At 71.3% G+C, this 23,906-nt stretch carries 26 protein-coding genes; 19 read left to right on the forward strand and 7 right to left on the reverse strand.

Translation table 11 applies throughout. The features are described from left to right. Positions 1–78 precede the first annotated feature (78 nt). Positions 79–1,017, forward strand: coding sequence for a hydroxymethylglutaryl-CoA lyase (locus tag ACCP09_RS31695; protein ID WP_167498996.1), 939 nt, complete (start codon positions 79–81; stop codon positions 1,015–1,017). Positions 1,018–1,033: 16 nt separating this feature from the next. On the opposite strand, the gene ACCP09_RS31700 is transcribed toward ACCP09_RS31695, so the two are convergent. Beyond that, positions 1,034–2,626 (reverse strand): long-chain-fatty-acid--CoA ligase, encoded by a 1,593-nt coding sequence (locus ACCP09_RS31700; RefSeq protein ID WP_433752385.1) that lies wholly within the window; start codon positions 2,624–2,626, stop codon positions 1,034–1,036. A 64-nt stretch (positions 2,627–2,690) separates the two neighbouring features. Continuing rightward, a complete protein-coding gene (locus ACCP09_RS31705) occupies positions 2,691–3,320 on the reverse strand; it encodes a TetR/AcrR family transcriptional regulator (protein WP_378363756.1) in 630 nt (209 codons plus the stop codon). Positions 3,321–3,414: 94 nt separating this feature from the next. Between ACCP09_RS31705 and ACCP09_RS31710 the strand changes: the two genes are divergently transcribed. From ACCP09_RS31710 to ACCP09_RS31735, 6 genes are all read left to right on the forward strand, one after another. Next, positions 3,415–5,013 carry an acyl-CoA synthetase gene (locus tag ACCP09_RS31710; RefSeq protein WP_433752386.1) on the forward strand — a complete coding sequence of 533 codons (1,599 nt, stop codon included), beginning with the start codon at positions 3,415–3,417 and terminating at the stop codon, positions 5,011–5,013. A gap of 126 nt (positions 5,014–5,139) precedes the next feature. Continuing rightward, positions 5,140–6,273, forward strand: a complete 1,134-nt coding sequence (locus ACCP09_RS31715; RefSeq protein ID WP_027931481.1) for an acetyl-CoA C-acyltransferase — start codon at positions 5,140–5,142, stop codon at positions 6,271–6,273. Further along, positions 6,270–7,442, forward strand: coding sequence for an acyl-CoA dehydrogenase family protein (locus tag ACCP09_RS31720; protein ID WP_433752388.1), 1,173 nt, complete (start codon positions 6,270–6,272; stop codon positions 7,440–7,442). Before ACCP09_RS31715 ends, ACCP09_RS31720 begins: the two co-directional genes overlap by 4 nt. A gap of 13 nt (positions 7,443–7,455) precedes the next feature. After that, the gene (locus ACCP09_RS31725) at positions 7,456–8,511 is read left to right on the forward strand and encodes an acyl-CoA dehydrogenase family protein (protein ID WP_433752390.1); all 1,056 of its coding nucleotides are present in this window, start codon (positions 7,456–7,458) and stop codon (positions 8,509–8,511) included. Continuing rightward, positions 8,508–9,290, forward strand: a complete 783-nt coding sequence (locus ACCP09_RS31730; protein WP_433752392.1) for an enoyl-CoA hydratase/isomerase family protein — start codon at positions 8,508–8,510, stop codon at positions 9,288–9,290. The genes ACCP09_RS31725 and ACCP09_RS31730 overlap by 4 nt, the downstream gene beginning before the upstream one ends. Beyond that, entirely contained in the window at positions 9,275–10,153 is an 879-nt protein-coding gene (locus ACCP09_RS31735) for a crotonase/enoyl-CoA hydratase family protein (protein WP_027931477.1), read from the forward strand. Before ACCP09_RS31730 ends, ACCP09_RS31735 begins: the two co-directional genes overlap by 16 nt. 13 nt (positions 10,154–10,166) lie before the next feature. On the opposite strand, the gene ACCP09_RS31740 is transcribed toward ACCP09_RS31735, so the two are convergent. After that, positions 10,167–10,934 carry an SDR family NAD(P)-dependent oxidoreductase gene (locus ACCP09_RS31740; protein ID WP_400981345.1) on the reverse strand — a complete coding sequence of 256 codons (768 nt, stop codon included), beginning with the start codon at positions 10,932–10,934 and terminating at the stop codon, positions 10,167–10,169. 47 nt (positions 10,935–10,981) lie between these two features. On the opposite strand from ACCP09_RS31740, the gene ACCP09_RS31745 reads away from it, so the two are divergent. From ACCP09_RS31745 to ACCP09_RS31755, 3 genes are read left to right on the forward strand one after another with little or no spacing between them, the layout of a single operon-like run. Next, positions 10,982–12,235, forward strand: a complete 1,254-nt coding sequence (locus tag ACCP09_RS31745) for an acyl-CoA dehydrogenase family protein (RefSeq protein ID WP_433752394.1) — start codon at positions 10,982–10,984, stop codon at positions 12,233–12,235. Beyond that, positions 12,232–13,527 carry a phosphotransferase family protein gene (locus ACCP09_RS31750; protein ID WP_027931474.1) on the forward strand — a complete coding sequence of 432 codons (1,296 nt, stop codon included), beginning with the start codon at positions 12,232–12,234 and terminating at the stop codon, positions 13,525–13,527. The genes ACCP09_RS31745 and ACCP09_RS31750 overlap by 4 nt, the downstream gene beginning before the upstream one ends. Beyond that, a complete protein-coding gene (locus ACCP09_RS31755; RefSeq protein ID WP_433752396.1) occupies positions 13,524–13,760 on the forward strand; it encodes a hypothetical protein in 237 nt (78 codons plus the stop codon). The genes ACCP09_RS31750 and ACCP09_RS31755 overlap by 4 nt, the downstream gene beginning before the upstream one ends. A gap of 90 nt (positions 13,761–13,850) precedes the next feature. On the opposite strand, the gene ACCP09_RS31760 is transcribed toward ACCP09_RS31755, so the two are convergent. From ACCP09_RS31760 to ACCP09_RS31770, 3 genes are read right to left on the reverse strand one after another with little or no spacing between them, the layout of a single operon-like run. Next, entirely contained in the window at positions 13,851–14,531 is a 681-nt protein-coding gene (locus ACCP09_RS31760) for a hypothetical protein (RefSeq protein ID WP_433752398.1), read from the reverse strand. A 3-nt stretch (positions 14,532–14,534) separates the two neighbouring features. Further along, positions 14,535–14,693 carry a hypothetical protein gene (locus tag ACCP09_RS31765; protein WP_157360626.1) on the reverse strand — a complete coding sequence of 53 codons (159 nt, stop codon included), beginning with the start codon at positions 14,691–14,693 and terminating at the stop codon, positions 14,535–14,537. Positions 14,694–14,739: 46 nt separating this feature from the next. After that, entirely contained in the window at positions 14,740–15,360 is a 621-nt protein-coding gene (locus ACCP09_RS31770; RefSeq protein WP_027931472.1) for an L-threonylcarbamoyladenylate synthase, read from the reverse strand. Between the two features lie 180 nt (positions 15,361–15,540). On the opposite strand from ACCP09_RS31770, the gene ACCP09_RS31775 reads away from it, so the two are divergent. The 4 genes from ACCP09_RS31775 to ACCP09_RS31790 all read left to right on the forward strand — a co-directional run bounded on the left by ACCP09_RS31775 (position 15,541) and on the right by ACCP09_RS31790 (position 18,357). Further along, a complete protein-coding gene (locus ACCP09_RS31775; RefSeq protein WP_433752401.1) occupies positions 15,541–16,650 on the forward strand; it encodes a glycosyltransferase family 2 protein in 1,110 nt (369 codons plus the stop codon). Positions 16,651–16,655: 5 nt separating this feature from the next. Next, entirely contained in the window at positions 16,656–16,808 is a 153-nt protein-coding gene (locus ACCP09_RS31780) for a hypothetical protein (RefSeq protein ID WP_167498995.1), read from the forward strand. 72 nt (positions 16,809–16,880) lie between these two features. Continuing rightward, a complete protein-coding gene (locus ACCP09_RS31785; protein ID WP_433752403.1) occupies positions 16,881–17,579 on the forward strand; it encodes an SDR family oxidoreductase in 699 nt (232 codons plus the stop codon). A 94-nt stretch (positions 17,580–17,673) separates the two neighbouring features. Beyond that, complete coding sequence (locus tag ACCP09_RS31790; protein ID WP_433752405.1) at positions 17,674–18,357, forward strand: hypothetical protein; 684 nt, start codon at positions 17,674–17,676, stop codon at positions 18,355–18,357. Here the strand turns inward: ACCP09_RS31790 and ACCP09_RS31795 are convergent, their stop codons facing one another. Further along, positions 18,358–19,029: an IclR family transcriptional regulator gene (locus tag ACCP09_RS31795; RefSeq protein ID WP_027931470.1), complete on the reverse strand. Its 672-nt coding sequence runs from the start codon at positions 19,027–19,029 to the stop codon at positions 18,358–18,360. It lies immediately after the preceding gene. A 114-nt stretch (positions 19,030–19,143) separates the two neighbouring features. Between ACCP09_RS31795 and ACCP09_RS31800 the strand changes: the two genes are divergently transcribed. From ACCP09_RS31800 to ACCP09_RS31820, 5 genes are read left to right on the forward strand one after another with little or no spacing between them, the layout of a single operon-like run. After that, positions 19,144–19,551: a nuclear transport factor 2 family protein gene (locus ACCP09_RS31800; RefSeq protein WP_400981361.1), complete on the forward strand. Its 408-nt coding sequence runs from the start codon at positions 19,144–19,146 to the stop codon at positions 19,549–19,551. Then, positions 19,548–20,354 (forward strand): SDR family NAD(P)-dependent oxidoreductase, encoded by an 807-nt coding sequence (locus ACCP09_RS31805; RefSeq protein ID WP_431904198.1) that lies wholly within the window; start codon positions 19,548–19,550, stop codon positions 20,352–20,354. The genes ACCP09_RS31800 and ACCP09_RS31805 overlap by 4 nt, the downstream gene beginning before the upstream one ends. Beyond that, positions 20,347–21,123 (forward strand): SDR family NAD(P)-dependent oxidoreductase, encoded by a 777-nt coding sequence (locus ACCP09_RS31810; RefSeq protein WP_433752408.1) that lies wholly within the window; start codon positions 20,347–20,349, stop codon positions 21,121–21,123. The genes ACCP09_RS31805 and ACCP09_RS31810 overlap by 8 nt, the downstream gene beginning before the upstream one ends. After that, complete coding sequence (locus ACCP09_RS31815; RefSeq protein ID WP_433752410.1) at positions 21,120–22,526, forward strand: FAD-dependent oxidoreductase; 1,407 nt, start codon at positions 21,120–21,122, stop codon at positions 22,524–22,526. Before ACCP09_RS31810 ends, ACCP09_RS31815 begins: the two co-directional genes overlap by 4 nt. Positions 22,527–22,551: 25 nt before the next feature. Beyond that, the gene (locus ACCP09_RS31820; RefSeq protein ID WP_433752412.1) at positions 22,552–23,874 is read left to right on the forward strand and encodes an MFS transporter; all 1,323 of its coding nucleotides are present in this window, start codon (positions 22,552–22,554) and stop codon (positions 23,872–23,874) included. The last annotated feature ends 32 nt before the right edge of the window (positions 23,875–23,906 follow it).

Genomic DNA, 23,906 nt, shown 5'->3' on the forward strand with positions numbered 1-23,906 from the left:
GCGACGGGATGACCACCCAGCACTGGTGGTGGGTTGGGCCCACTGGACGGCTGCGTTAGTCAGCGTTAACCTGTTGGTGTGGCGAGTGTGCGTGAGCTGGGGTTGCCCCAGCGGGAGGCGTCCAGCGGGGACCTGCCGGAGCGGGTGACGATCTGGGAGGTCGGCCCGCGTGACGGGCTGCAGAACGAGCAGACCGTCGTCGGCCTGGAGACGAAGCTCGAGTTCCTCCGGCGGCTCGCCGGGGCGGGGCTGACGACCCTCGAAGCGACCAGTTTCGTCCACCCGAAGTGGGTTCCGCAGCTCGCCGACGCCGATGACCTCCTCGCCAAGCTCGACCGCCGCCCGGGGGTGAAGTACCCCGTCCTGGTGCCCAACGAGCGCGGCCTCGACCGGGCGCTCGCGCTGGGGGTGGAGTCGATCGCCATCTTCGGCAGCGCCACCGAGACCTTCGCGCGCAAGAACCTCAACCGTTCCTACGACGAGCAGTTCGCGATGTTCGAGCCGGTCGTACGGCGGGCCCGGCACGAAGGGCTGGAGGTGCGCGCCTACCTCTCGATGTGCTTCGGCGACCCGTGGGAGGGCGCCGTGCCCGTCGAGCAGGTCGCGAACGCCGGCCGCAGGCTGCTCGACATGGGCTGTTTCCAGCTCTCCCTCGGCGACACGATCGGCGTCGCCACCCCGGGGCACGTCGAAGCCGTCGTCGGCGCGTTCGGCGATGTCACCAAGCTCGCCGTGCACTTCCACGACACCTACGGCCAGGCATTGTCCAACACGCTGGCCGCGCTGAAAGCCGGAGTGACCACAGTGGACTCCTCGGCCGGCGGCCTCGGCGGGTGCCCGTACGCGAAGGCGGCCACCGGCAACCTCGCGACCGAAGACCTGGTGTGGATGCTCGACGGCCTGGGCATCGAACACGGCGTGGACCTCGACGCGCTCGTGCGGACGAGCGCCTGGATGGCCCAGCAGCTCGGCCGCCCCAGCCCGTCACGGGTCGTGAAGGCGCTGACCGGCGGCTGAATTCCTCCGCCGGCGGTCAGGCCTCCTCGATCGGCAGCTTCCCGGCCTCCCGGTCGGCGCGCAGCTGCGTCTTCAGCACCTTGCCGCTCGGGTTCCGCGGCAGCGCAGGCACCACCGCGATCTTCCGCGGCCGCTTGTACCGCGCCAGCCGGTCGAGGCACCACTCCTCCAGCTCCGCGGCCGTTGGCGCGTCGCCGGGGGAGCGCGGCGAAATGACCGCCAGCGGCGTCTCCCCCCACTTCTCGTCCGGCACGCCGATCAACGCGACCTCGCCGATCTTCGGGTGCGCCGCCAGCACGTTCTCCACCTCGGCGCAGTAGATGTTCTCGCCACCGGAGATGATCATGTCCTTCTTGCGGTCCACCACGAAGTAGTAGCCGTCCTCGTCCTGCCGCACCAGGTCACCGGAGTGGAACCAGCCGCCGCGGAACGCCTCCGCCGTCTCGGCCGGCTTGTTCCAGTACTCCTTCATCACCATCGGGCTGCGGTAGACGATCTCGCCGACCTCACCGGGCTCGACGTCGTTCATGTCGTCGTCCACGACGCGCACCTCGACGTTGAGCATCGGCGTGCCGACCGAGCCGATCTTGCGGATCGAGTCCTCCCCGCGCAGCAGCGTGGTCACGGGGCTGCACTCGGTCTGCCCGAACGCCGTCGTCACCTCGGCCTGCGGGAACGTGTCGATCATCGTGCGCAGCAACGTCGTCGACGCCGGCGCCGCGCCCCACGAGATCTTCGACAACGACGACAGATCCCGCGAAGCGATGTCCGACACGTTCACGATCGCCTGCCACTGCGCGGGCACCAGGAACACCGACGACACCCGCTCGCGCTCCATCAGGTCCACCACGGCCACCGGGTCGAACTGGCCGCTCGGCAGCAGCACCGTCCGCCCGCCGAGCAGCAGGTTCGGCAGCATGCCGGACAGCCCGGCGATGTGGAACAGCGGCGCCGCGGCCAGCCACACCTTGTCACCGGGCCCGGTGTCCAGCGAGGCCATGTTGCTGAAGGCGTGCATGAGCAGGTTGTGGTGCGTGAGCACCGCGCCCTTCGGCCGGCCGGTGGTGCCCGAGGTGTACATGATGAACGCGGCGTCCTGCTCGTCCACCGCGATCTCGTCGAACTCGGGCGACGCCGCGGCCAGCGCCTCCTCGTAGTCCTCCATGCCCTCGAACGCGCCGCCGAACACCAGGCACGGGCCCGGCGCCCCGACCTGCTCGCGCGCCTTGGCCAGCGCCGCGGCGAGCGGCGCGTGCACCACGCTCGCCCTGGCCCCGCTGTCGCTCAGCACGTAGGCGATCTCGTCGGCGACGAGCCGGAAGTTCACCGGCACGCAGATCGCGCCGAGGCGCGTCGACGCGAAGTAGACCTCGAGCACTTCCAGCGTGTTCAGACCGAGCACGACGACCCGGTCGCCGTAGTGCACACCCCGGTCACGCAGCGCGTTGGCCAGCCGGCTCACGCGCTGGTCGAACTGGCGGTAGGTGAGGGTGGTGCCCTCGAACGAGAAGGCGGGCTCGTCGCCCTGCTTGCGTGCGTGGCGGGCGAGCTGGTCGCCCATGGTCATCCCACGCCCGAGGAGGCGGGGCACTTCGACAGCTCCGGACATCGGCAACCTCGGCGATCCGGTGGGTCAGGGTAACCGCGTTTCTACCGTGCGCCGAGGGAAACAGTCAACACTGACCGTCAGCGAAGAGCAGCCGGTGCGCCAGCGACTTCCACAGCGCGACGTGCGGGTCGTTCGCCGGCTGCCGCCGCCGCTCGAAGGTGTAGGGCAGCGCCGCGCCACGCATGCTCGTGAACAGCAGCTCCCGCAGCTCCGGGTAGCTCGGGTGCGCGCACACCGCCGGGCCCCAGATCCGGTCGCCGACCCGGCGGATCGCGTCGCGCAGCGCCCGCTCCTCCGGCCGCAGCGCCGCCGCGAGCGCCTCGTTCGTCCGTGCCGCGGTCCACAGTTCGACGGCCGCCCAGAACACCGGCTCGTGGAAGGTCATCCACAGCAGCTCGATGCACCGCTCGACCCGTCGCGGGCCCTCCGGTTCGCCGGCGAGCTGCTCGGCGACCCGCACCTCGGTCTGCGCGAGCCGGGTCGCGGTGAGGTGCTGGGTCGCCGCGACCAGCAGCTCGTCCCGCGACGGGAAGTGGTGCAGCAGGCGGCCACGCGACACGCCCGCCTTGGCCTGGATGGCCAAAGTGGACGCGCCCGCGTAGCCGAGTTCGACCAGGCACTCGACGGCCGCGTCCAGGATCAACGTGCGCGTGCCCGCCGCGCGGTCCTGCCGGGTCCGGGTTTCGGTCACCACGGGGATCACCATAACCCGATAACAGTCGGTGTTGACTGTTACGCCGAATCCTTGCACTCTCGCAGGGGAGTTCAACGGTTCGAGGAGGAGCCGCATGTACCCGGGTACCCACGCCGACGCCAACCCCGACAAGCCAGCCGTGATCATGGCGGGCTCGGGCGAGCGGCTGACCTACGGCGAGCTCGACGAGCGGTCCGCCCGCCTCGCCGACGCCCTGACCGGCGCCGGGCTCGGCGTGGGCGACACCGTCGCCCTGCTCAGCGACAACTCGGTCCGCGCCTACGAGGTCTACTGGGCCGCCATGCGCTCCGGCCGCTACCTGGCCGCGGTGAACAGCCACCTGTCGCCCGCCGAGGTCGCCTACATCGTCACCGACTCCGGCGCGAAGGCACTGGTCGTCTCGGCCGCACTCGGCCCGCTGGCCACCGCCGTGGCCGAGCTGGTCCCGGACGTCCCGGTCAAGCTGGTCTACGGCGGCGCGGCAGACGGGTACCGCGACTTCGACGAGTTCCTCGCCACCGGCTCGCCCGAGCGGCCCGCGGACCAGCCCGCGGGCGCCGACATGCTCTACTCGTCCGGCACCACGGGCCGTCCGAAGGGCATCAAGGTCGACCTGCCCGACCGCCAGGTGGACGAGCCGGGCGACGTGCTCACCCCGGTGCTGCAGCACATGTACGGCTTCGGCCCGGACACGGTGTACCTGTCCCCGGCGCCGGTCTACCACGCCGCGCCCCTGCGGTTCGGCGCGACGGCGCAGCGCCTCGGCGGCACGGTGGTGATGATGGAGCGCTTCGACGCCGAGGCCGCGTTGCGTGCGATCGAGACCTACCGCGTCACGCACAGCCAGTGGGTGCCGACGATGTTCGTGCGGATGCTCAAGCTGCCGGAGGAGGTGCGCGGCCGCTACGACCTGTCCAGCCACCGGGTCGCGGTGCACGCCGCCGCGCCCTGCCCGGTGGAGGTCAAGCAGGCGATGATCGGCTGGTGGGGGCCGGTCCTCTACGAGTACTACGCGTCCACCGAGGGCGCCGGGATGACGTTCATCGACAGCGAGCAGTGGCTCGCCAAGCCCGGCTCGGTCGGGCGTTCGGTGGTCGGGGTCGCGCACATCTGCGACGACGCGGGCAAGGAGCTGCCGACGGGCGAGGTCGGCACCGTCTACTTCGAACGCGACGAGGTCCCGTTCACCTACCACAACGACCCGGCCAAGACCCGCGAGGCTCAACACCCCGAGCACGAGACCTGGACGACCACCGGCGACGTCGGCTACCTCGACGAGGACGGCTTCCTCTACCTGACCGACCGCAAGGCGTTCATGATCATCTCCGGCGGGGTGAACATCTACCCGCAGGAGGTCGAGGACGCGCTCGCCCTGCACCCGGCGGTGTTCGACGTCGGCGTGATCGGCGTGCCGGACGAGGAGATGGGGGAGGCGGTCAAGGCCGTCGTCCAGCCCGCGCCCGGCGTCACGCCCGGCCCGGAGCTGGAAGCCGAGCTGCTCGCGTATGTCCGCGAGCGGATCGCCCACTACAAGGCGCCGCGCAGCGTGGACTTCGTCGACGAACTTCCCCGCACCCCCACCGGCAAGCTGGTGAAGCGGCGGCTCAAGGAAAGGTATAGCAGGTCCGCTGGCGAAGCGGCGCAGGTAGCGGAACCTCAGACGCCTTCTCGCTCCGGGATCGCCTCCTCATGAATGCCAATTCACCACGTCGGCGCTGTCCTCGCGAGAAGACGTCCGAGAACCCGCGGCGGCGCGAGTTGGCGGCCCACAGCGAGCGGCTCCGCCGCTCAGAAACGCGAAACGGATGAAGGAGGAGCAGTGCGAGACGCGGTGATCGTGGAAGCGGTGCGCACCCCGGTGGGCAAGCGTGAGGGCGGCCTGTCCGGCGTGCACCCGGTGGACCTGTCGGCGCACGTGCTGCGTGGCCTCGCCGAGCGGACCGGGATCGACCCGGCCGCCGTCGACGACGTCGTGTGGGGTTGCGTGAGCCAGGCCGGTGAGCAGACCGGCGACATCGGCCGCAACGCCGTGCTGGCGGCGGGCTGGCCGGAGAGCGTGACCGGCGTGACCGTCGACCGGCAGTGCGGCTCGTCCCAGCAGAGCGTGCATTTCGCCGCCGCGGGACTGATCGCCGGGCACTACGACGTGGTGGTGGCGGGCGGCGTCGAGTCGATGAGCCGGGTGCCGATGGGTTTCTCGGCGCAGGGCAAGAACCCGCTGGGCGACCAGGTGCTGGCCCGCTACGGCGGGGTGCGGCCCAACCAGGGCATCGGCGCGGAGATGATCGTCGAGCGGTGGGGTTTCAGCCGCACCCAGGTCGACGAGTTCTCCCTGGCCTCGCACGAAAAGGCCGCCGCCGCGCAGGACGCGGGCGCGTTCGACGAGCAGCTGCTGCCGGTCGCGGACGTCACCGCGGACGAGGGTGTGCGCCGGGGCGGGTCGCTGGAGAAGCTGGCCGGGCTCAAGCCCGCGTTCCGCGAGGACGGCGTCATCACCGCGGGCAACAGCTCGCAGATCAGCGACGGCGCCGCCGCCCTGCTGATGACGACCAGCGAGAAGGCCGCCGAGCTCGGCCTGCGGCCGATCGCCCGCGTGCACACCGCGGTGCTCGCGGGTGACGACCCGGTGATCATGCTGACCGCACCCATCCCGGCCACCCGGAAAGCCTTGCAGCGCAGCGGGTTGTCGATCTCCGACATCGGCGTGTTCGAGGTCAACGAGGCGTTCGCGCCGGTGCCGATGGCCTGGCTGGCCGAGACCGGCGCCGACGCCAAGACCCTCAACCCGCACGGCGGGGCGATCGCGCTCGGCCACCCGCTCGGCGCGAGCGGCGCGCGCATCATGACCACCCTCGTGCACCACATGCGCGCCGCCGGCATCCGCTACGGCCTGCAGACCATGTGCGAGGGCGGCGGACAGGCCAACGCGACGATCCTGGAGCTGATCGCATGAGCGAGTTCCGCGAGAAGGTCCGCGCCTGGCTCGCCGAGAACGTCCCCGGCGACGAGGAACTGGCGACCGCCAAGCGGTTCCAGGCCGCGTTGTACGACACCGGGCTGGCCGGCATCACTTGGCCCAAGGAGTTCGGCGGGCAGGGGCTCACGTCGGCCGAGCAGCAGGTCTTCGACCAGGAGTCGGCCCGCTACGACCTGCCCAACTCGGTCTTCCGGATCGGCATGGGCATGTGCGGGCCGACGATCCTCGACCTGGGCACGCCCGAGCAGAAGGCCCGCTACATCCCGCCGCTGCTGCGTGGCGACGAGATCTGGTGCCAGCTGTTCTCCGAGCCGGGCGCCGGGTCCGACGTCGCGAGCCTGCAGACCCGCGCGGTGCGGGACGGGGACGAGTGGGTCGTGAACGGGCAGAAGGTGTGGACGACGGTCGGGCACCTGGCCGACTTCGGCGCGCTGCTCGCCCGCACCGACCCGGACGTGCCCAAGCACCAGGGCCTGACGATGTTCCTCATCGACATGCACGACCCGGCGGTCACCGTGCGGCCGCTGAAGGACATGACCGGGCGGGCGCCGTTCAACGAGGTGTACTTCGAGAACCTGCGCCTGCCCGCGGACGCGGTGCTCGGCCAGGTCGGCCAGGGCTGGCTCGCCGCGGTCACCATGCTCGGCCACGAGCGCGTGTCGATCGGCGGGTTCGTGCGCAAGCGGCACGACCCGCTGGCGCACGCGAACCTCGCCGAGACCGCCCGGCGCTACGGCCGCGACGCCGATCCCGTGGTGCGCGCCGAACTGGCGAAGCTCTACGCGGCGGAACGGGCGCTGGCGCTGTTCAACGTGCGGCTGCGGCAGGAGGCCGAGGCCGGATCGCCGCCGGGCGCGCGCGGGTCGGTGGCCAAGCTCGCCGGCGCCCAGCTGCAGCAGCAGGCCGTCGCGGTCGCCGGGCTGATCGCCGGGCCGCGCGCGACGGCGTGGGAGCCGGGCGACGCGGCCGGGGAGGAACTGGCGCTGGCGATCAACCAGACGCCGTCGTCGAGCATCGCCGGCGGCACCGACCAGATCCAGCGCACCATCATCGGGGACCGGATCCTCGGACTGCCCCGCGAACCCGTCGTCGACCGCGACGTGCCCTTCCGCGAGCTGCGGGTGGGCACGCAGCGACCCGCCTGAGAGGAGAGGGATCGTGCAGCTGGTGCTCGACACCGAACAGCAGCAACTGCGGTCGACGGTGCGCAAACTGCTCGCCGACCACAACAACGTCCGGTCCGTAGTGGACGGTGACGACGCCTACGACGCCGCGCTGTGGCGGCACCTGGCCGAGCTCGGCCTGACCGGACTCGTGGTGCCCGAGGAGCTTGGCGGCGCGGGCGCGGGACATGTGGAGCGGGCCGTGGTGCTCGAAGAGCTGGGCCGCGCGCTCGCGCCGGTGCCGTTCCTCGCCTCCGCCGTGCTGGCGGTCGACGCGCTGGTGGCGTTGGGGGACACCGAGGTGCTGCCCGCGCTGGCGGCCGGCGAGAAGATCGGCGCGCTGGCGGTTTCACCGGAGTGGGGGCCGGCCCCGGTGAGCGCCACCGAACGCGACGGCGGCTGGGTGCTCGACGGGCACGCGCCGTTCGTCATCTCCGGTGACGTGGCCGACGTCTTCGTCGTGTACTCGGCCGACGGGTGGTTCGTGGCCGAGGACGCCCGGCGGACGCCACTGACCACTTTGGACCCCACGCGTGGCCAGGCGAAGCTGGAGTTCGCCGCGACCCCGGCCCGCAGGCTGGACACCGCGGACCCGGCCGCCGTGCTGGAGGAGGTGCGTGACCTCGCGTCCGTGGCGCTGGCCGCGGAACAGGTCGGCGGCATCGCGAAGGTGCTGGAAACCACGGTCGAGTACGCGAAGGTGCGGGTGCAGTTCGGCCGCGCCATCGGCTCGTACCAGGCGGTCAAGCACGCGTGCGCGGACCTCTACAGCACGAGCGAACGTGCGGAGTCCCTGCTGCGGCACGCCGCGTGGGCCGCGGACCACGACCGCGAGGCGCTGCCGCTGGCCGCGGCCACCACGCAGGTGTTCACCGGGCCCGCCTACTTCGCGGCGGCGGCGTCCGGCCTGCAGTTGCACGGCGGCATCGGCTACACGTGGGAGCACGACGCGCACCTGTACTACAAGCGGGCCAAGAGCAGCGAGCTGCTGTTCGGCGGCCACGACGAGCAGCTGGCCCGGCTCGCCGGCCGACTGGACGGTGTTTCGTGACGGAACAGCCGGTGCTGCTCGACCGGGCGGGCGCGGTGCTCACCGTGACCCTGAACCGGCCGCACCGCAAGAACGCGATCGACCAGCCGATGTGGGACCGGTTGTACGACGCGTTCCACGACGCCGAACGGGACGACGACGTGCGCGTGGTCGTCGTCACCGGCGCGGGCGGCGACTTCTGCGCGGGCGCCGACCTGTCCGCGGACCGGACGGACCACCCGCTGACCCGGATGCACCGGGTCAACGACGTCGCGCTCGCCCTGAACGAGATCTCGAAGGCGACGATCGCGAAGGTCGACGGCGTCGCGGTCGGCGCGGGCTGGAACCTCGCGCTCGGCTGCGACCTCGTGGTGGCCACCGAGCGGGCGCGGTTCAGCCAGATCTTCGCCCGCCGCGGACTGTCGCTGGACTTCGGCGGCTCGTGGCTGCTGCCCCGGCTCGTCGGGCTGCAGCAGGCGAAACGGCTCGCGCTGCGGGCCGAGATGATCGACGCGGCCGAGGCGCACGACCTCGGCCTGGTCACCTGGATCAAGCCGGCCGCCGAGCTGGATTCCTTTGTGGACTCGCTCGGTGCTGAACTGGCCGAACTGCCGCCGGTCGCGCTGGCGCTGAGCAAGCGGCTGCTCGAAGAGGGCGCGAGCCGGACCCTGCGCGAGGCGCTGGAGGGCGAGGCGCGAGCGCAGACGGTGAACTTCGCGACCGAGGACGCGCCCGCCGCGTTCGGGGCGTTCCTCGCCAAGACGGAAGCGAAATACACGGGACGATGGGCGGTGCGGTGAGTTACGACGAGATCATCTACGAGGTCGCCGACGGGATCGCCACGATCACGCTGAACCGGCCGGCGCGGCTCAACGCGTTCACGCTGGAGATGGCGCACGAGCTGGTCGCGGCGTTCGACGAGGTGGACGCCGACGACTCGGTGCGGGTGGTCGTGGTGACCGGCGCCGGGCGCGGCTTCTGCGCCGGGGCGGACCTCGAACGCGGCGCGGGCACGTTCGACAAGAACGCGATCGGCGACGTCAAGGGGTTCGGCGAGATCGACGGCGTGCCGCGAGACGCCGGTGGCGCGGTGGCGCTGCGGATCGCGGCGTGCAAGAAGGTCGTCATCGGCGCGTTCAACGGGCCCGCGGTCGGGGTCGGCGTGACGATGTCGCTGCCGATGGACATCCGGATCGCCAGCGAGAACGCCAAGTTCGGGTTCGTGTTCGCGCGGCGCGGGATCCTGCTGGAGGCCGCGTCGTCGTGGTTCCTGCCGCGGGTCGTCGGCATCTCGCAGGCGATGGAGTGGGTGGCGACCGGGCGCGTGTTCGACGCCGCCGAGGCCCGCGCGGGCGGGCTGGTGTCGCGGGTCGTGCCGCCGGACGAGCTGATCCCGGCGGCGACGGCGATCGCGCGCGAGGTCGCGGACAACACGTCGGCGGTGTCGGTCGCGGTGTCCCGGCAGCTGCTGTGGGGCATGCTCGGCTCGCCCACGCCATGGGACGCGCACCGCGCGGACTCCAGCGCGTTGCTGCAGCTCGGTGCGGGCAAGGACGCGATGGAAGGCGTGATGGCGTTCCTGGAGAAGCGCGCGCCGGCCTTCCCCGGCCGCGTCTCCGTGGACTACCCGGACGGGGTCCCGCCGTTCCCCGGGACCCCGTGAGCCGGTGGCCCGGTCAGAAGCTGAGGTAGCCGCCGTCCACGGTGATCGTGTCGGCGGTGTGGAACGCGCTGGCCGGGCTCGCCAGGTACACGGCGAGCGCGCCGAAGTCGTCCGGCCTGCCCCAGCGGCCGACCGGCATCCGCGGCAGCACCCGGCGCTGGAACCCTTCGGAGTCCAGCGCCGGGGCCGCCAGCGGCGTGTGCACCCAGCCGGGCAGGACCGCGTTGGCGCGGATGCCGTGCCTGGCCAGCTCGACCGCGATCGACTTGATCATCGCGGTGAGCCCGGCCTTGCTCGCCGCGTACGCCTGCCCGCGCGGCTGGCCCTGCACCGACGCCACGCTCGACGTGCCGACCAGGCTCCCGCCGGTGCCCTGCGCCAGCATCACCCTCGCCGCCGCGCGCAGGGTCAGGAACGCGCCGTCCAGGTCGACCCGGGTGACTCGGCGGAACTCCGCCAGCGACGTCTCAGTGAACCGGCTGCCCACCCCGGCCACACCGGCGTTGACGAAGCAGGAATCCAGGCGCCCCAGCGCTTCCACGCTGCGCGCCATCGCGGACTCCACCTGGTCCTCGTCGCCGACGTCGCAGCGCACGGCGAGGACCTTGGTGCCGTGACGGGACAGCTCGGCGACGGCTTCGTCGTTGCGTTCGGCGTTGGTGCCCCAGATCGCGACGTCGGCGCCGGCGGCGGCGAGCGCGCCGGCCATCGCGAGGCCGATCCCCGAATTGCCGCCGGTGATGACGGATGCGTGCCCGGTGAGGTCGAACGGGTTGGTCATCCGCGGATAGTGCCCCAGTTTTCCTCCGCCACGCAAGGAGTTGCCCCATGGACTTCGAGTTGCCCGCGGCGTTGCGGCAGCTGCTCACCGACCTGGACCAGTTCCTCGAGGACGAGATCTGGCCGCTGCAACGACAGGACGACAACGAGCGCTTCTTCGACCACCGCCGGGAGTTCGCGCGCACCGACTTCGAGGCGGGCGGCACCCCGCGCCGCGAATGGGAAGAGCTGCTGAGGGAGATGTTCCGGCGCGCCGACCGCGCGGGCTGGCTGCGGTACGGCCTGCCGAAATCCGTCGGCGGCAGCGACGGCAGCAACCTCGACATGGCCGTGATCCGCGAGCACCTCGCCGCGAAGGGCCTCGGCCTGCACAACGACCTGCAGAACGAGTCCTCGGTCGTCGGCAACTTCCCGTTCGTGCACATGTTCCTCGCCGCGGGCACGCCGGAGCAGCAGAGCGAGTTCGTCGAGGACATGATCACCGGGCGCAAGCGGGTCGCGTTCGGACTGACCGAACCGGACCACGGCAGCGACGCGACCTGGCTGGAGACCACCGCCGTGCCGGAAGGTGACGGCTGGATCCTCAACGGCGCCAAGCGGTTCAACTCCGGCCTGCACTCGGCGACCCACGACGTGATCTTCGCCCGCACCTCCGGCGACGGCGGGGATCCCCGCGGCATCACCGCGTTCATCGTGCCCACCGACACGCCGGGGTTCTCCGTCGACTTCCACTGGTGGACGTTCAACATGCCCACCGACCACGCCGAGGTCACGCTGACCGACGTCCGCGTGCCCGCCACCGCGGTGTTCGGCGAGGTCGGCAACGGCCTCGCGCTGGCGCAGCACTTCGTGCACGAGAACCGGATCCGGCAGGCTGCCTCCGGGGTCGGCGCGGCGCAGTACTGCATCGACCGGAGCGTGGCGTACGCGCGGGAGCGCCGGACGTTCGGCCGCCCGCTCGCCGAACGGCAGGCCATCCAGTGGCCGCTGGTCGAGCTGCAGACCGAGGCCGAGCTGGTGCGCACCCTCGTGCGCAAGACGGCGTGGGAGCTCGACCGCACCGACCACATGCTGATCAGCGACAAGGTGTCGATGTGCAACTACCGCGCCAACCGGCTGGTGTGCGACGCCGCCGACCGCGCGATGCAGGTGCACGGCGGGCTCGGCTACACGCGGCACACCCCGTTCGAGCACATCTACCGGCACCACCGCCGCTACCGGATCACCGAGGGCGCCGAGGAGATCCAGATGCGCAAGATCGCCGGTTACCTGTTCGGGTTCGCGGGGCCGGACAAGCGATGACCGGGCTGGCGGAGGCGCTCGGACGGCGGCTGGGCGCGCAGATCACCGGGCTGCGGCGGCTGAGCGGCGGCGCGAGCCGGGAGACCTGGGCGTTCACCGCCGAGCCGGGCGGGCGGCTGGTGCTGCGGCGGGACCCGCCGGGGGAGTGCCGCCCGGCGGAGATGGCGCGGGAGGCGGCGTTGATCCGGGCCGCGCGCGAGGCCGGGGTGCCGGTGCCGCGGCTGGTGGACCACGGGCCGGACGTGCTCGGCTCGCCGTACCTGATCACCGAGCATGTCGACGGCGAGACGATCCCGCGGCGGTTGCTACGGGACCCGGAGTTCGCGGACGTGCGGCCGAAGCTCGCGGCGGAGCTGGGGCGGGTCGCGGCGCGCATCCACGCCATGCCGGACGTGCCGGGGCTGCCCTCGGCGGACCCGCTGGAGTCGCTGGTGGAGCTGTACGACGAGCTGGACCAGCCGTTGCCGTCGCTGGAAATCGGGTTGCGCTGGTTGCGCGCACACCGCCCGGAGCCGGCGGGGAACACCGTGGTGCACGGCGACTTCCGCACCGGCAACCTGATCATCGGCCCGGACGGACTGGCTGCGGTGCTGGACTGGGAACTGGCGCACCGCGGCGACCCGCTGGAGGACCTCGGCTGGTTGTGTGTGAAGGCGTGGCGGTTCTCCTCGCCGCTGCCCGCGGGCGGGTTCGGCACCCGGGAGGAGCTGCTCGACGGGTACGCCGAGGTCGCCGGGTTCCGCCCGGATCCCGCGGCCGTGCACTGGTGGGAGGTGTTCGGCACGTTCCGGTGGGCGGTGCTCTGCCTGCGGCAGGCCGACCGGCACCTGAGCGGGCGGATCCGGTCGGTCGAGCTGGCTGCGGTCGGGCGGCGGGTGTGCGAGCAGGAGCACGACCTGCTGACGGCGCTCGGCACGCCCGCCGTCCCGGTGGCCGCGGCGCCGGATCCGGCGCCGGACCTGCACGGCAGGCCGACCGCGGCCGAGCTGGTGGAGGCGGTGGCGGAGTTCCTGCGGGCCGACGTCATGCCGGGCACCGAGGGGCGGGTGTCGTTCCAGGCGCGGGTGGCGGCGAACGTGCTGGGCATCGTGTCGCGTGAGCTGCGCCTGGGCACCGCGCAGGAGCGGCGGCACGTGGACCGGCTCGCGGCGCTGGGGTTCGCGACGCACGCGGAGCTGGCGCGGGCGGTGCGGTCGGGCGCCGTGGACGTGGCGGACGTGGTCGCCGCGGTGCGGGCCGACGTGACGGACCGGCTGCTGGTGGCGAACCCGAAGTACCTGGAGACGGCGTGAAGGAGATCGCGAGCGGGCCGCGGTTCCCGGAGGGGCGGGTCGCGCTGGACGACGGCTCGGTGCTCGTCGTGGAGATCGAGCGCGGGACGTTGTCGCGGCGGGTGTGGCCGGACGGATCGGTGACGGTGGTCGCGGACTGCGGCGGCGGGCCGACCGGCGCGGCGATCGGGCCGGACGAGTGGCTTGCTCACCGTCCGGAAGCCATCACCGCCTCGCGGTGCCCGCGTACTTGAGCCGCAAGCCCGGGGGGCCGGCCGTGGCGGCCTGCGATGGTGCGCGCGCCCTCGCCCGGGGGTGGCCTTCCCACCTGCCCGGGCCGCGCCTCAACTGCCCTTTGTGAGCTTGTCCAGCTGGGTCTGCAGCTCGTCGAGCCGCGCGTGCAGCAGCGCGACCTCGGCCGACAGCAGCGGCACCAGCTCCGGCGCCGACGTGGTCGAGCCGGTGGTGAAGGCGACCGCCCGGTCGTCCCGGTGCACCGGCACCCCGGCCAGCCTGCTGAAGTGCTCCAGCGTGAGCGGCGGGCGGTTGCCCGCGCACGTCGAGCACACCGGCAGCAGCTTGCGCCACCCCACGACCCCGGTGCCGGTGGCCACGAACACCTGCGCCGGCCAGCCGCACGCGCACAACCCGGCGTGCACGGCCGTCACCGTCTGCTTCGAGTACCGCACGCCCCGCTCGTACAGGAAGTAGCGCCCCGCGGCGTCCACCTCCAGCAGCACGCTCTGCTGGTACTGCGGGTCGCAGGCCAGCGCGCGGGCGTCGGCGAGTTCGTGGAAGCAGTAGAACCCGCAGTCGCACAGGCGGGACGGGCTCTGGTGACGGCTGCTCTGCGCGCACTTCGCCTCGGCTGTCACCCGGTACGCGTGCGTGCGGCCGAGCGACACGCCGGTGAACCCCACCTCGGTGCCGTCGGCGGAGAGCATCGGGTAGGCGAGCTTGTAGCCGCGCAGCGGGACGTCGCGCCGTTCCTGGGGCGTGCGGCGCAACGACAGCCTGCCCGCCATGGCTCAGCGATCGGCGGTGACGGGGGCGGGGCGCTCCGGTTCGGGGGTTTCGGCGGTTTCGCGCGGCTCCTCGATCGGGGTGACCTCTTCGGCCTTGGATTCTTCGACGACGCCCACGGCAAGCTTCCGGCCCAGTCTCATCGCAGCCTCCTCGCGGATCACGGGTGCGTTTTTCCAGCGTGACCCGCGAACGCGGGGATGTCCAGAGCTATTCGAAACGCGCGGTGTCCCCAGCACCCGTTCGGACGATCTCCGGCTCGCCGCTGGAGAAGTCGATCACGGTGGTGGGCTCGGTGCCGCAGTCGCCGGAGTCGACCACCGCGTCGACCACGTGGTCCAGTTCGTCCTTGATCTCCCAGCCCTGGGTGAGCGGCTCCTCGTGGTCGGGCAGCAGCAGCGTGCTGGAGACCAGCGGCTCGCCCAGCTCGTCGAGCAGGGCCTGCGCGACGACGTGGTCCGGGATGCGCACGCCGACGGTCTTCTTCTTCGGGTGCAGCAGCCGCCGCGGCACTTCTTTCGTGGCCGGGAGGATGAACGTGTAGCTGCCCGGGGTGGCGGCCTTGATCGCGCGGAAGACGGTGTTGTCGACGTGCGCGAACTGCCCGAGCTGGGCGAAGTCGCGGCAGACGAGCGTGAAGTGGTGCCGGTCGTCGAGGTGCCGGATGGCGCGGATGCGGTCCAGCCCGTCGCGGTTGCCGAGCTGGCAGCCCAGGGCGTAGGCGGAGTCGGTCGGGTAGACGATCAGGCCGTCCTGCCGCAGCAGGTCGACGATCTGGCCGATCGACCGGCGCTGGGGGTTGTCCGGGTGCACGTCGAAGTACTTCGCCATCCCCAGAGCTTAGGATCTTGCCTCCCGGCCCGCCGACAGAGGCGAAAGACCCGAGCCCGCAGGGCCGTTCGGCACGTTCTGCGTCCCGGTTGTCGACTCTCCGTGTCGATCACACAGCGTGGTGAAGTGTGACGTGCGTCACTATCTGTTCGGGCTAATGACCTGCTCCGAACTTCCTATATGCCGGTCATGTTGGTGACTCCTCGTCATTCGGTGGGCCGGGACCGCGTGGTCGTCGTGATCCCGGCGCACGACGAAGCCGCGAGCGTCGGCGCGACGATCGACTCCGCGCTGGCGCAGACCGTCCCGCCGGACGCGATCTTCGTCGTCGCCGACAACTGCTCCGACGACACGGCCGCGATCGCGGTGGCGCACGGCGCGCGGGTGCTGGAAACCGTCGGCAACACCGACAAGAAAGCCGGCGCGCTGAACCAGGCCCTCGAGGTCGTCCTGCCCCAGCTCGACGGGGACGACCGCGTCCTGGTCATCGACGCGGACTCGCTGCTCGCTCCGGAGTGGATCGAAACCGCGCTCACCGTGATGGAGCGGCCGGGGGTCGGTGCGGTCGGCGGCATCTTCTACGGCGAGGGGCGCGCGGGGCTGATCGAACAGTTGCAGCGCAACGAGTACGTCCGCTACGCCCGGGACGTGCTGCGGCGTGGCAAGGGTGTCTGGGTGTTGACCGGCACCTCCACGTTGTTCCGGGTGTCGGTGCTGCGCGAGATCGCCGCGGCGCGTGGTGCGGTGTTGCCGGGGCGGGCTGGGGAGTTCTACGACCGGCGCGCGCTGACCGAGGACATGGAGATCACGCTGGCGAGCCTCAGGCTCGGCTACCGGTGTGTGTCGCCGGCGCGGTGTGCGACGACGACCGAACTGATGCCGACGTGGCGGGACCTGTGGCTGCAGCGTGTGCGCTGGCAGCGCGGCGCGATCGACAACCTGCGCTCGCACGGCGTCAACCGAGTCACGTTGCCGTACCTGGGGCAGCAGCTGTGGGCGGTGCTGGGGTTTCTGGTGATCGTGGGCTACCCGCTGCTGCTGGGCCTGTCGCTGGCGGCCGGGATGCCGTTGGTGCTGCACCCGTTCTGGCTCGCGATGGGCGTGGTGTGCCTGGTCGACCGGGTGGTGACGGTGCGGAAGGCGGGCTGGCGCGGGATCGTGCTGACGCTGCTGTTCCTGCCCGAGATGTACTACGACTTCTTCCGCCTGGCCGTGTACCTGGCCGGGTGGCGGGACGCGGTGCTGCGGCGTACGGCCGGATGGCACCACCTGACGGCTGTGAGGGGGTGAAAGACATGTACGGAAAGGGTTTCACCGCCGCCGGTTCCGGTTCGGCCGCGCTGGCCTACACCGGGTTCGGCACGGCGTGGACGATCCTGGCGGGGCTGATGCTGTTGCTCGCCGGAGTGGCGCTGGTCAAGCTGGTGCCGCGCAAGGGGCAGGCCTGAGTGGGTGCAGCGCGCCCTGGCTGGCGTCGTTCTCCCCGTCGAAACTGGATTTCGACGGAAAGGAGAACGGAAATGCCGGTCATCGTCATCACGGGAGCGAGCAGCGGAATCGGGCGGGCCACCGCGGAGGCGCTGGCGGCGGCGGGGCACCAGGTCTTGCTGGGCGCGCGCCGGGAACAGCGGCTGAAGGAGCTGGCCGCGCGAATCGGGGGCTCGTACCGGAGGCTGGACGTGACGGACGCGGAGGACGTGCGGTCCTTCGTGGACTGGGCGGTGGCCGAGCACGGCCGGGTCGACGTGATCGTCAACAACGCCGGCGTGATGCCACTGTCCGCTTTGGACCGGCTGAGGCTGGACGAGTGGAACTGGATGATCGACGTGAACATCCGGGGCGTGCTGCACGGGATCGCCGCGGGGCTGCCGGTGATGCGCCGGCAGGGCGGCGGGCACTTCGTGAACGTGGCGTCGATCGGGGCGCACGAGGTGGTGCCGACGGCGGCGGTCTACTGCGCGACGAAGTACGCGGTGTGGGCGCTGTCGGAGGGGCTGCGCCAGGAGACGGGCCCGGACATCCGGGTGACGACGATCTCGCCGGGCGTGACCGAGTCCGAGCTGGCGGACAGCATCACGGACGCGGAGGCCGCCGAGGGAATGCGAAGCTACCGCGCGAAGACAATCCCCGCCGCGGCGATCGCCCGCGCGATCGCGTTCGCGATCGAGCAGCCCGCCGAGGTGGACGTGAACGAGATCATCGTCCGCCCGGCGGCTTAGGCGTAATCCAATCGCGACGTTGAACAGTGTTGCACCGAGCCGGTGACTCCCGATCCAACTGACGTCTCCACGGCACGCAAGTTAGGGGCAGTCGGTGAAATCGAGAACTCGCTGGGAAATCGGCGTCGCGGTGGTCGGTGCGCTGGTGGTCGCCGGTGTGACGGTCGGCGTGACGGCTGCCCTCGACGGGACAGACGCTCCTCGCTCGGCCGGCTCGCCGGCGACCACCACGTCGCGGTCGCCGGTCTTTTCGTCCACGGTGACGGCCGCGGCGCCATCGAGCACGCCCGTAGCGCCGCTCATCCGGTCGCACGTGACCTCGATGGCCGCGGTCGATGACGCGGCGATCATGGACCTCGTCCGGACGATGTGCACGAAGCTCAGTAGCGGCGCAGATCCCAGGGCCCTGTTCGAAAGCGGGGTGAGCTCCGGCTTCTCGGAGAGTGACTGGCAGGCGTTCATGGCCATGTCGGCGGCGCTGCACTGTCCCGCGAACAGCTCGAAGGTCACCTACGACGCGGTGGGCTGGCACCCCGGCGACAAACCCAAGTCCAAGAAATCCATTTCGGAGGGCACGTTCGAAGTCGGGGTGGACATCGAAGCGGGAAAGTACAAGGGAAACTGCCCCAACGGCGGGTATTGGGCCCGCTACGCCGACGATTCCGGCAATGACATCATCGCCAATGACCTCACCGAAGGGTCCTCCACGATGCAGTTCACCGCCAGGAAGGGCGAGTTCGTGTCGGTCAGTCGCTGCACCTTCACCAAGGTGAACTAGTTACCGCAGCAAGGAACCCAGTCGCTGGGCCGCGTCGACCACCGTGCGGCCCAGCGACTCCTCGTCGGGTGCGGAGAACAGTGACAGGCCGATGCTGACGTCCCGTCCGGGCACCACCGCGGAGATCCCGATGATCGACGGCGCGATTTCGCCGTAGGACACGGCAAATCCGCGCTTGCGGGCCAGTGCGACCTCCTCCCGCTCGCCCTCCGCCGCCGGCGCCGCGGACAGCAGCGCCAGGCCCGCCGAACCGCGGTCGATCGGGTCCACCTGGCCGGGCCGGAAGCTCACGTGCATCCGCGCCTGCCGCGGCTCGACGATCATCAGCATCCGCACCTCGTCCGCGCCCTCCCGCACCACCAGGTGCGCCGTCGCCTGGGTGAGGTCCGTCAGCTCCTCCAGCACGGGCCGCGCGAGCGTCCGCAGGTCCTGCTCCACCGGCTCGGCCAGCCGCACCAGGCCCGTCCCGAGCGAGATCCGCTTGAACCGGTCCCGCCGGCACAACCGGTGCGCCTCCAGCGTCCGCACGAGCCGGTGCGCCACCGTCCGGTGCACGCCCACCCCTTCGGCGATCTCCGTCAGCGTCATCCCCTGCGGGTGCGCGACGAGCAGTTCCAGGATCTGCAACCCGTTGTGCAGCGTTTTCGACATCCCCGAGTCGACTTCGGACACGCGGGCACCCCCTTGACGACGAACCGGACCGCGACCTACTGTTTCCGTAGTTCGCACGCTGCGTGCGATAATAGCACGCCGATCGCAGCGCGCAAGCCCCCGGAGGAGGTCATCGTGGACGTGGAGACGCTCGTGCTCGTGCACCAGCTGTACGGCGCGCAGAGCCACTACATCGACGAGGGCCGGGCCACCGAATGGGCGCACACCTTCACCCCGGACGGGGAATTCCACTCACCCAGCTATCCGGCTCCGGTGATGGGCACGGCGGCACTCGCGAAGTTCGCCGAGGACTTCGCCGCGCAACAAGGCGTCACCCGCCACGTCCTCACCAACCTGCACGTCACGCCCGCGGACGACGGCCTCACCGCGCGCGCATACCTGCAGATCGTGCGCACCCTCCCGGACAGCCCGCCCGAACTCCTCCGCCTGACCACGATCACCGACCACCTGGTCCGCCACGCGGGCACGTGGCGCATCCGCCGCCGGACGGTGCGCCGCGACGACACGAAGGAGAACCGATGAGCGACACACGCGCCCAGCACGAACCGATGACGGCCGTCTACCCGGAATTCGCGGGCAAGGTCGCGGTCGTCACCGGCGCGGCCCGCGGCATGGGCGCGCGCTTCACGGCCGCGCTCGCCGGCCGCGGCGTGCACGTCGTCGGCGCCGACATCAACGAAGAGCAGATGCTGGCGACCGCGAACGAACTCACCGCGGAACTCGCCGGCAGCGACAAGCCGGGCCAGATCGTCGGCGCCCGCATCGACGTCACCAAGCCCGAGGACCACGAAACCGTGGCACAGCTGGCGCTGGAGCGGTTCGGGCGCATCGACTTCTGGGTCAACAACGCCGGCATCTTCCCGTTCGCTCTCGCCGACGAGATCACGCCGGAGCAGATCAACGCGACCCTGTCGGTCAACGTCGAGGGGGTCCTCTACGGGGCGCAGACCGCGGCGCGGCACATGGAACCCGGCAGCGCGATCGTGAACATGTCGTCCGTGTCGGCGGTCCGCGTCCGCCGCGGCCGCGCCGCCTACTGCACCTCCAAGGCCGCCGTCGCGCACCTCACCGAATCGCTCGCCGTCGAGTTCGGCGACCGCGGCATCCGGGTCAACGCGATCGCCCCCGGCTACATCGACACCGAGATGACCCGCTGGGTCAAGGAGGACCCGGCCGCGCTGCGGCACGCGCTCGACGTCGTGCCGCTGCACCGGCTCGGTTCGCCCGAGGAGGTCGTCGGCCCGCTGCTGTTCCTGCTCTCCGACAGCGCCCGCTACGTGACCGGCCACAGCATCGCCGTCGACGGCGGGTCGCGGCATGTCTGAGTACCCGGACACGGTGCTCGTCACCGGGGCCGCCGCCGGCATGGGCGCCAGCCACGCCCGGGCCCTGGCCAAGCTCGGCACGCACGTGTGCCTCGCCGACGTCGCCGACGCCACCCCGGTCGTCGAGGAGATCGCGAACGACGGCGGCTCGGCGTCCGCGCACGAACTGGACGTCACCGACCCGCGGGCGTGGGCCCGCGTCGTCGACGAAATCCGGAAAGCGCGCGGCCGCCTCGACGGCCTCGTCAACAACGCGGGCATCTCGCGCCGCCTGGAGTTCCTGGACACCACCGACGAGGTCTGGGAGCAGGTCCTCCGCATCAACCTGTTCGGCCCGTTCTACGGCATGAAGGCCGTCGCGGAGCTGATGCGCGACTCCGGTGGCGGTTCGATCGTCAACATCTCGTCGATCTCCGGCCAGATCGGCTACTTCTCGCCCGCGTACAGCTCCAGCAAGTGGGGCCTGACCGGGCTGTCCAAGTCGGCCGCGGGCAACTTCGCCAAGTGGGGCATCCGGGTCAACTCCGTCCACCCCGGACTCGTCGAGACGGCACTGCTCGCCGGGGCCGATTCGTTCGTGGAATCCGCGGTGGCCAGCATCCCGGCCGGGCGCATGGCGCGGCCGGCGGAGATCACCGAGGCCGTGTTGTTCCTGCTGTCCAGCAGGTCCAGCTACATGACCGGCAGCGAGGTCACCGTGGACGGCGGCCTGGTGTCCAACGGCCTCTACCACCGCATCATCGCCGAGACCGGAGGAGACCTGGCATGAACGACGACTGGGACGTGGTGGTCGTCGGAGGCGGCGGCGCCGGGCTCGCCGCGGCCACCTCCGCCGCCGAGCGGGGCGCGTCGGTGCTGCTGTTCGAGTCGGAGACCGAGCTCGGCGGCTCGACCCAGCTGTCCGCGGGCATGTTCACCGCCGCCGGCACGAGCGTGCAGGCCGCGCTGGGCGTCGAGGACTCCGCGGAGCGGTTCTTCCAGCACTACATGGACCTCAACTCCTGGCAGCTCAACCCCGGGCTGATCGAGGCGTTCTGCCGCCACTCCGGCCCGACGCTGGAGTGGCTGATCGGCCTCGGCGTGGAGATCCCGGCGAAGGTGTCGGGCAACGCGCACACGCCGGGCCTGTGCCAGGCCGGGGTCGAGGACGTGTGGCGCGGCCACGTGCCGAAGGACCAGGGCTACGGCGTGGTCCAGGTGCTCGCCAAGGCCGCCCGCGCCCGGGGCGTCGAGATCGTCCTCAACACCCGCGTCGAGCGGCTCGTCGAAGACGACGGCCGGGTCTGCGGCGTCGTCGCCGACGGCATCGAGGTGCGCGCGGGCGCGGTGGTGGTCGCCAGCGGCGGGTTTGCCCAGGACCCGGACCTGCTGGCCCGCTACTACCCGGCGGCGCTGCGGGCGGGCGAGGACCTGTTCGTCGTCGCCGCCGACGGCAGCCGCGGCGACCACCTGCGCTTCGGCGAGCAGGTCGGCGCGGGCGTCACCGGCGACGGCTGGGGCCTGCTGCTGCCCACCGCCTACTTCCAGCGACTGCACCACTGGCAGTCCGGGTTCCCGCCGAAGTCGCGGATCTACGTCAACGCGGCCGGCCGCCGGTTCATGGACGAGGACGCCTCCTACGCGGTGTCCAGCGGCATCATCGAGCGGCAGGGCGGGAGCGCGTGGGCGATTTTCGACGAGCGCGCCCGCCGCAGCCTGCCCGCGGGGTACGCGCACTGGGACGCCGGCCACGTGCTGGCCGAGGCGGAAGCCGGGCGCACGCTGCGCGCCGGTAGCCTCGAGGAGCTGGCCGGCAAGGCCGGGATCCCCGCCGACGCGCTGGTCGCGACCGTGCGCCGGTGGAACGAGCAGCTGCCGTCCGGGCACGACCCGGAGTTCCTGCGGCACCGCACGCTCGCCAACAAGGGCTCGGCCGGCCACCTGGACCCGATCGGCGAACCCCCGTTCTACGCGGCGCGCCTGCTGCCCGCGGAGCTGGTGTGCACGCACGCCGGACTGGAGATCGACGCGCGCGCCGCGGTGCGCGACGAACGCGGCGAGGCCATCGCGGGCCTGTTCGCCGCGGGCGAGGCCGGAGCCGGCGTGCTCGGGCAGCGCTACGTCGGGGGCGGCAACGCCGTCGCCAACGCCCTGACCATGGGCCGCCTCGCCGGCGTCAACGCCGCGGCCTGACTTCGCACACTCAACGAGGAGAGACATGAGCGAAACCACCGCTGCCGGGGAACTCGGCAGCCGCACGATCCGCAAGGTCAGCAAGAGAGTCCTGCCGCTGGTCGCGCTGCTGTACGTGTTCAACTACATGGACCGGTCGAACATCAGCTACGCCCAGCTGGGCATGCAGCACGAGCTGCTGATCACCACGGCCGTGTTCGGCACCGCGTCGGCGATCTTCTTCCTCGCCTACGTGGTGTTCGAGATCCCCAGCAACATGATCATGAAGAAGATCGGCGCGCGGATCTGGCTCGCGCGCATCGCCATCAGCTGGGGCATCGTCACCGCCGTCACCGGGTTCGTGCAGAACATCCCGCAGCTCTACATCGCGCGGATCGTCCTCGGCGTCGCCGAGGCCGGGCTCTACCCGGGCCTGCTGCTGTACCTGACGCTGTGGTTCCGCCCGAAGGAACGCGGCCGCGCCATCGCGACGCTGGCGATCGCGCAGCCGGTCGCGATGATCCTCGGCAGCCTCACCGGCGGCCTGATCCTCGACCACATCAACTGGTCCGGCCTGTCCGGCTGGCGCTGGGTGTTCATCCTGCAGGGCCTGCCCGCGGTGCTGGTCGGCCTGGTCGTGCTCGCGTATCTGCCGAACAAGCCCAGCCAGGCGCGTTTCCTCTCGCGCGAGGAGAGCGAGTGGCTGGAAACCGAGATCAACAAGGACTACGCGCCGGAGCAGAAGGAGACCTTCCTCGGCCAGCTGCGGGTCATGAAGGACCGCAAGGTGCTCTACATGGCCTTCGCGAACCTGTTCGCCGCGTGCGGCCTGTACGGGTTCACCTTCTTCCTGCCGCAGATCGTCAAGCAGATGGACCCGTCCTACTCGGCGACCAACATCGGTTTCCTCGGCGTGATCCCGTGGATCGTCGGCGCGGTGGGCATGCTGCTGGTCGCCCGCAACTCCGACCGGACGGGGGAGCGGCGCGGGCACGTCGTCGCGATGATGCTGCTGGCCGCGGTCGGCCTGTTCGGCACGATCCAGTTCCGGCACACCCCGGTGGCGGCGCTGATCTGCCTGTCGCTGGTCGCGATCGGCGTGCTCGGCTACCTCGCGCCGTACTGGGCGCTGGCCTCGCGGGTGCTGTCCAAGGAGCACACCGCGGTCGGGCTGGCCGCGATCAACTCGATCGCCGCGCTGGGCGGGTTCTTCGGGCCGTACGTGATCGGCAAGAACGCCACCGCCGACGACGTGTCGGTGGGCCTGTACTTCCCGATCGCGTGCCTGGTCATCTGCGCGGTGATGCTGTCCTTCCTCAAGGTGACGAAGGAACGGCGTGGCGCCGCGGCGGCCCACGAGATAGTTTAGATATTAACTACTTCCTCCGGCGATAGGGTTGC

The sequence above is a fragment of the Amycolatopsis sp. 3B14 genome, from assembly GCF_050958625.1.
GTDB classification, from domain to species: domain Bacteria; phylum Actinomycetota; class Actinomycetes; order Mycobacteriales; family Pseudonocardiaceae; genus Amycolatopsis_E; species Amycolatopsis_E thermoflava.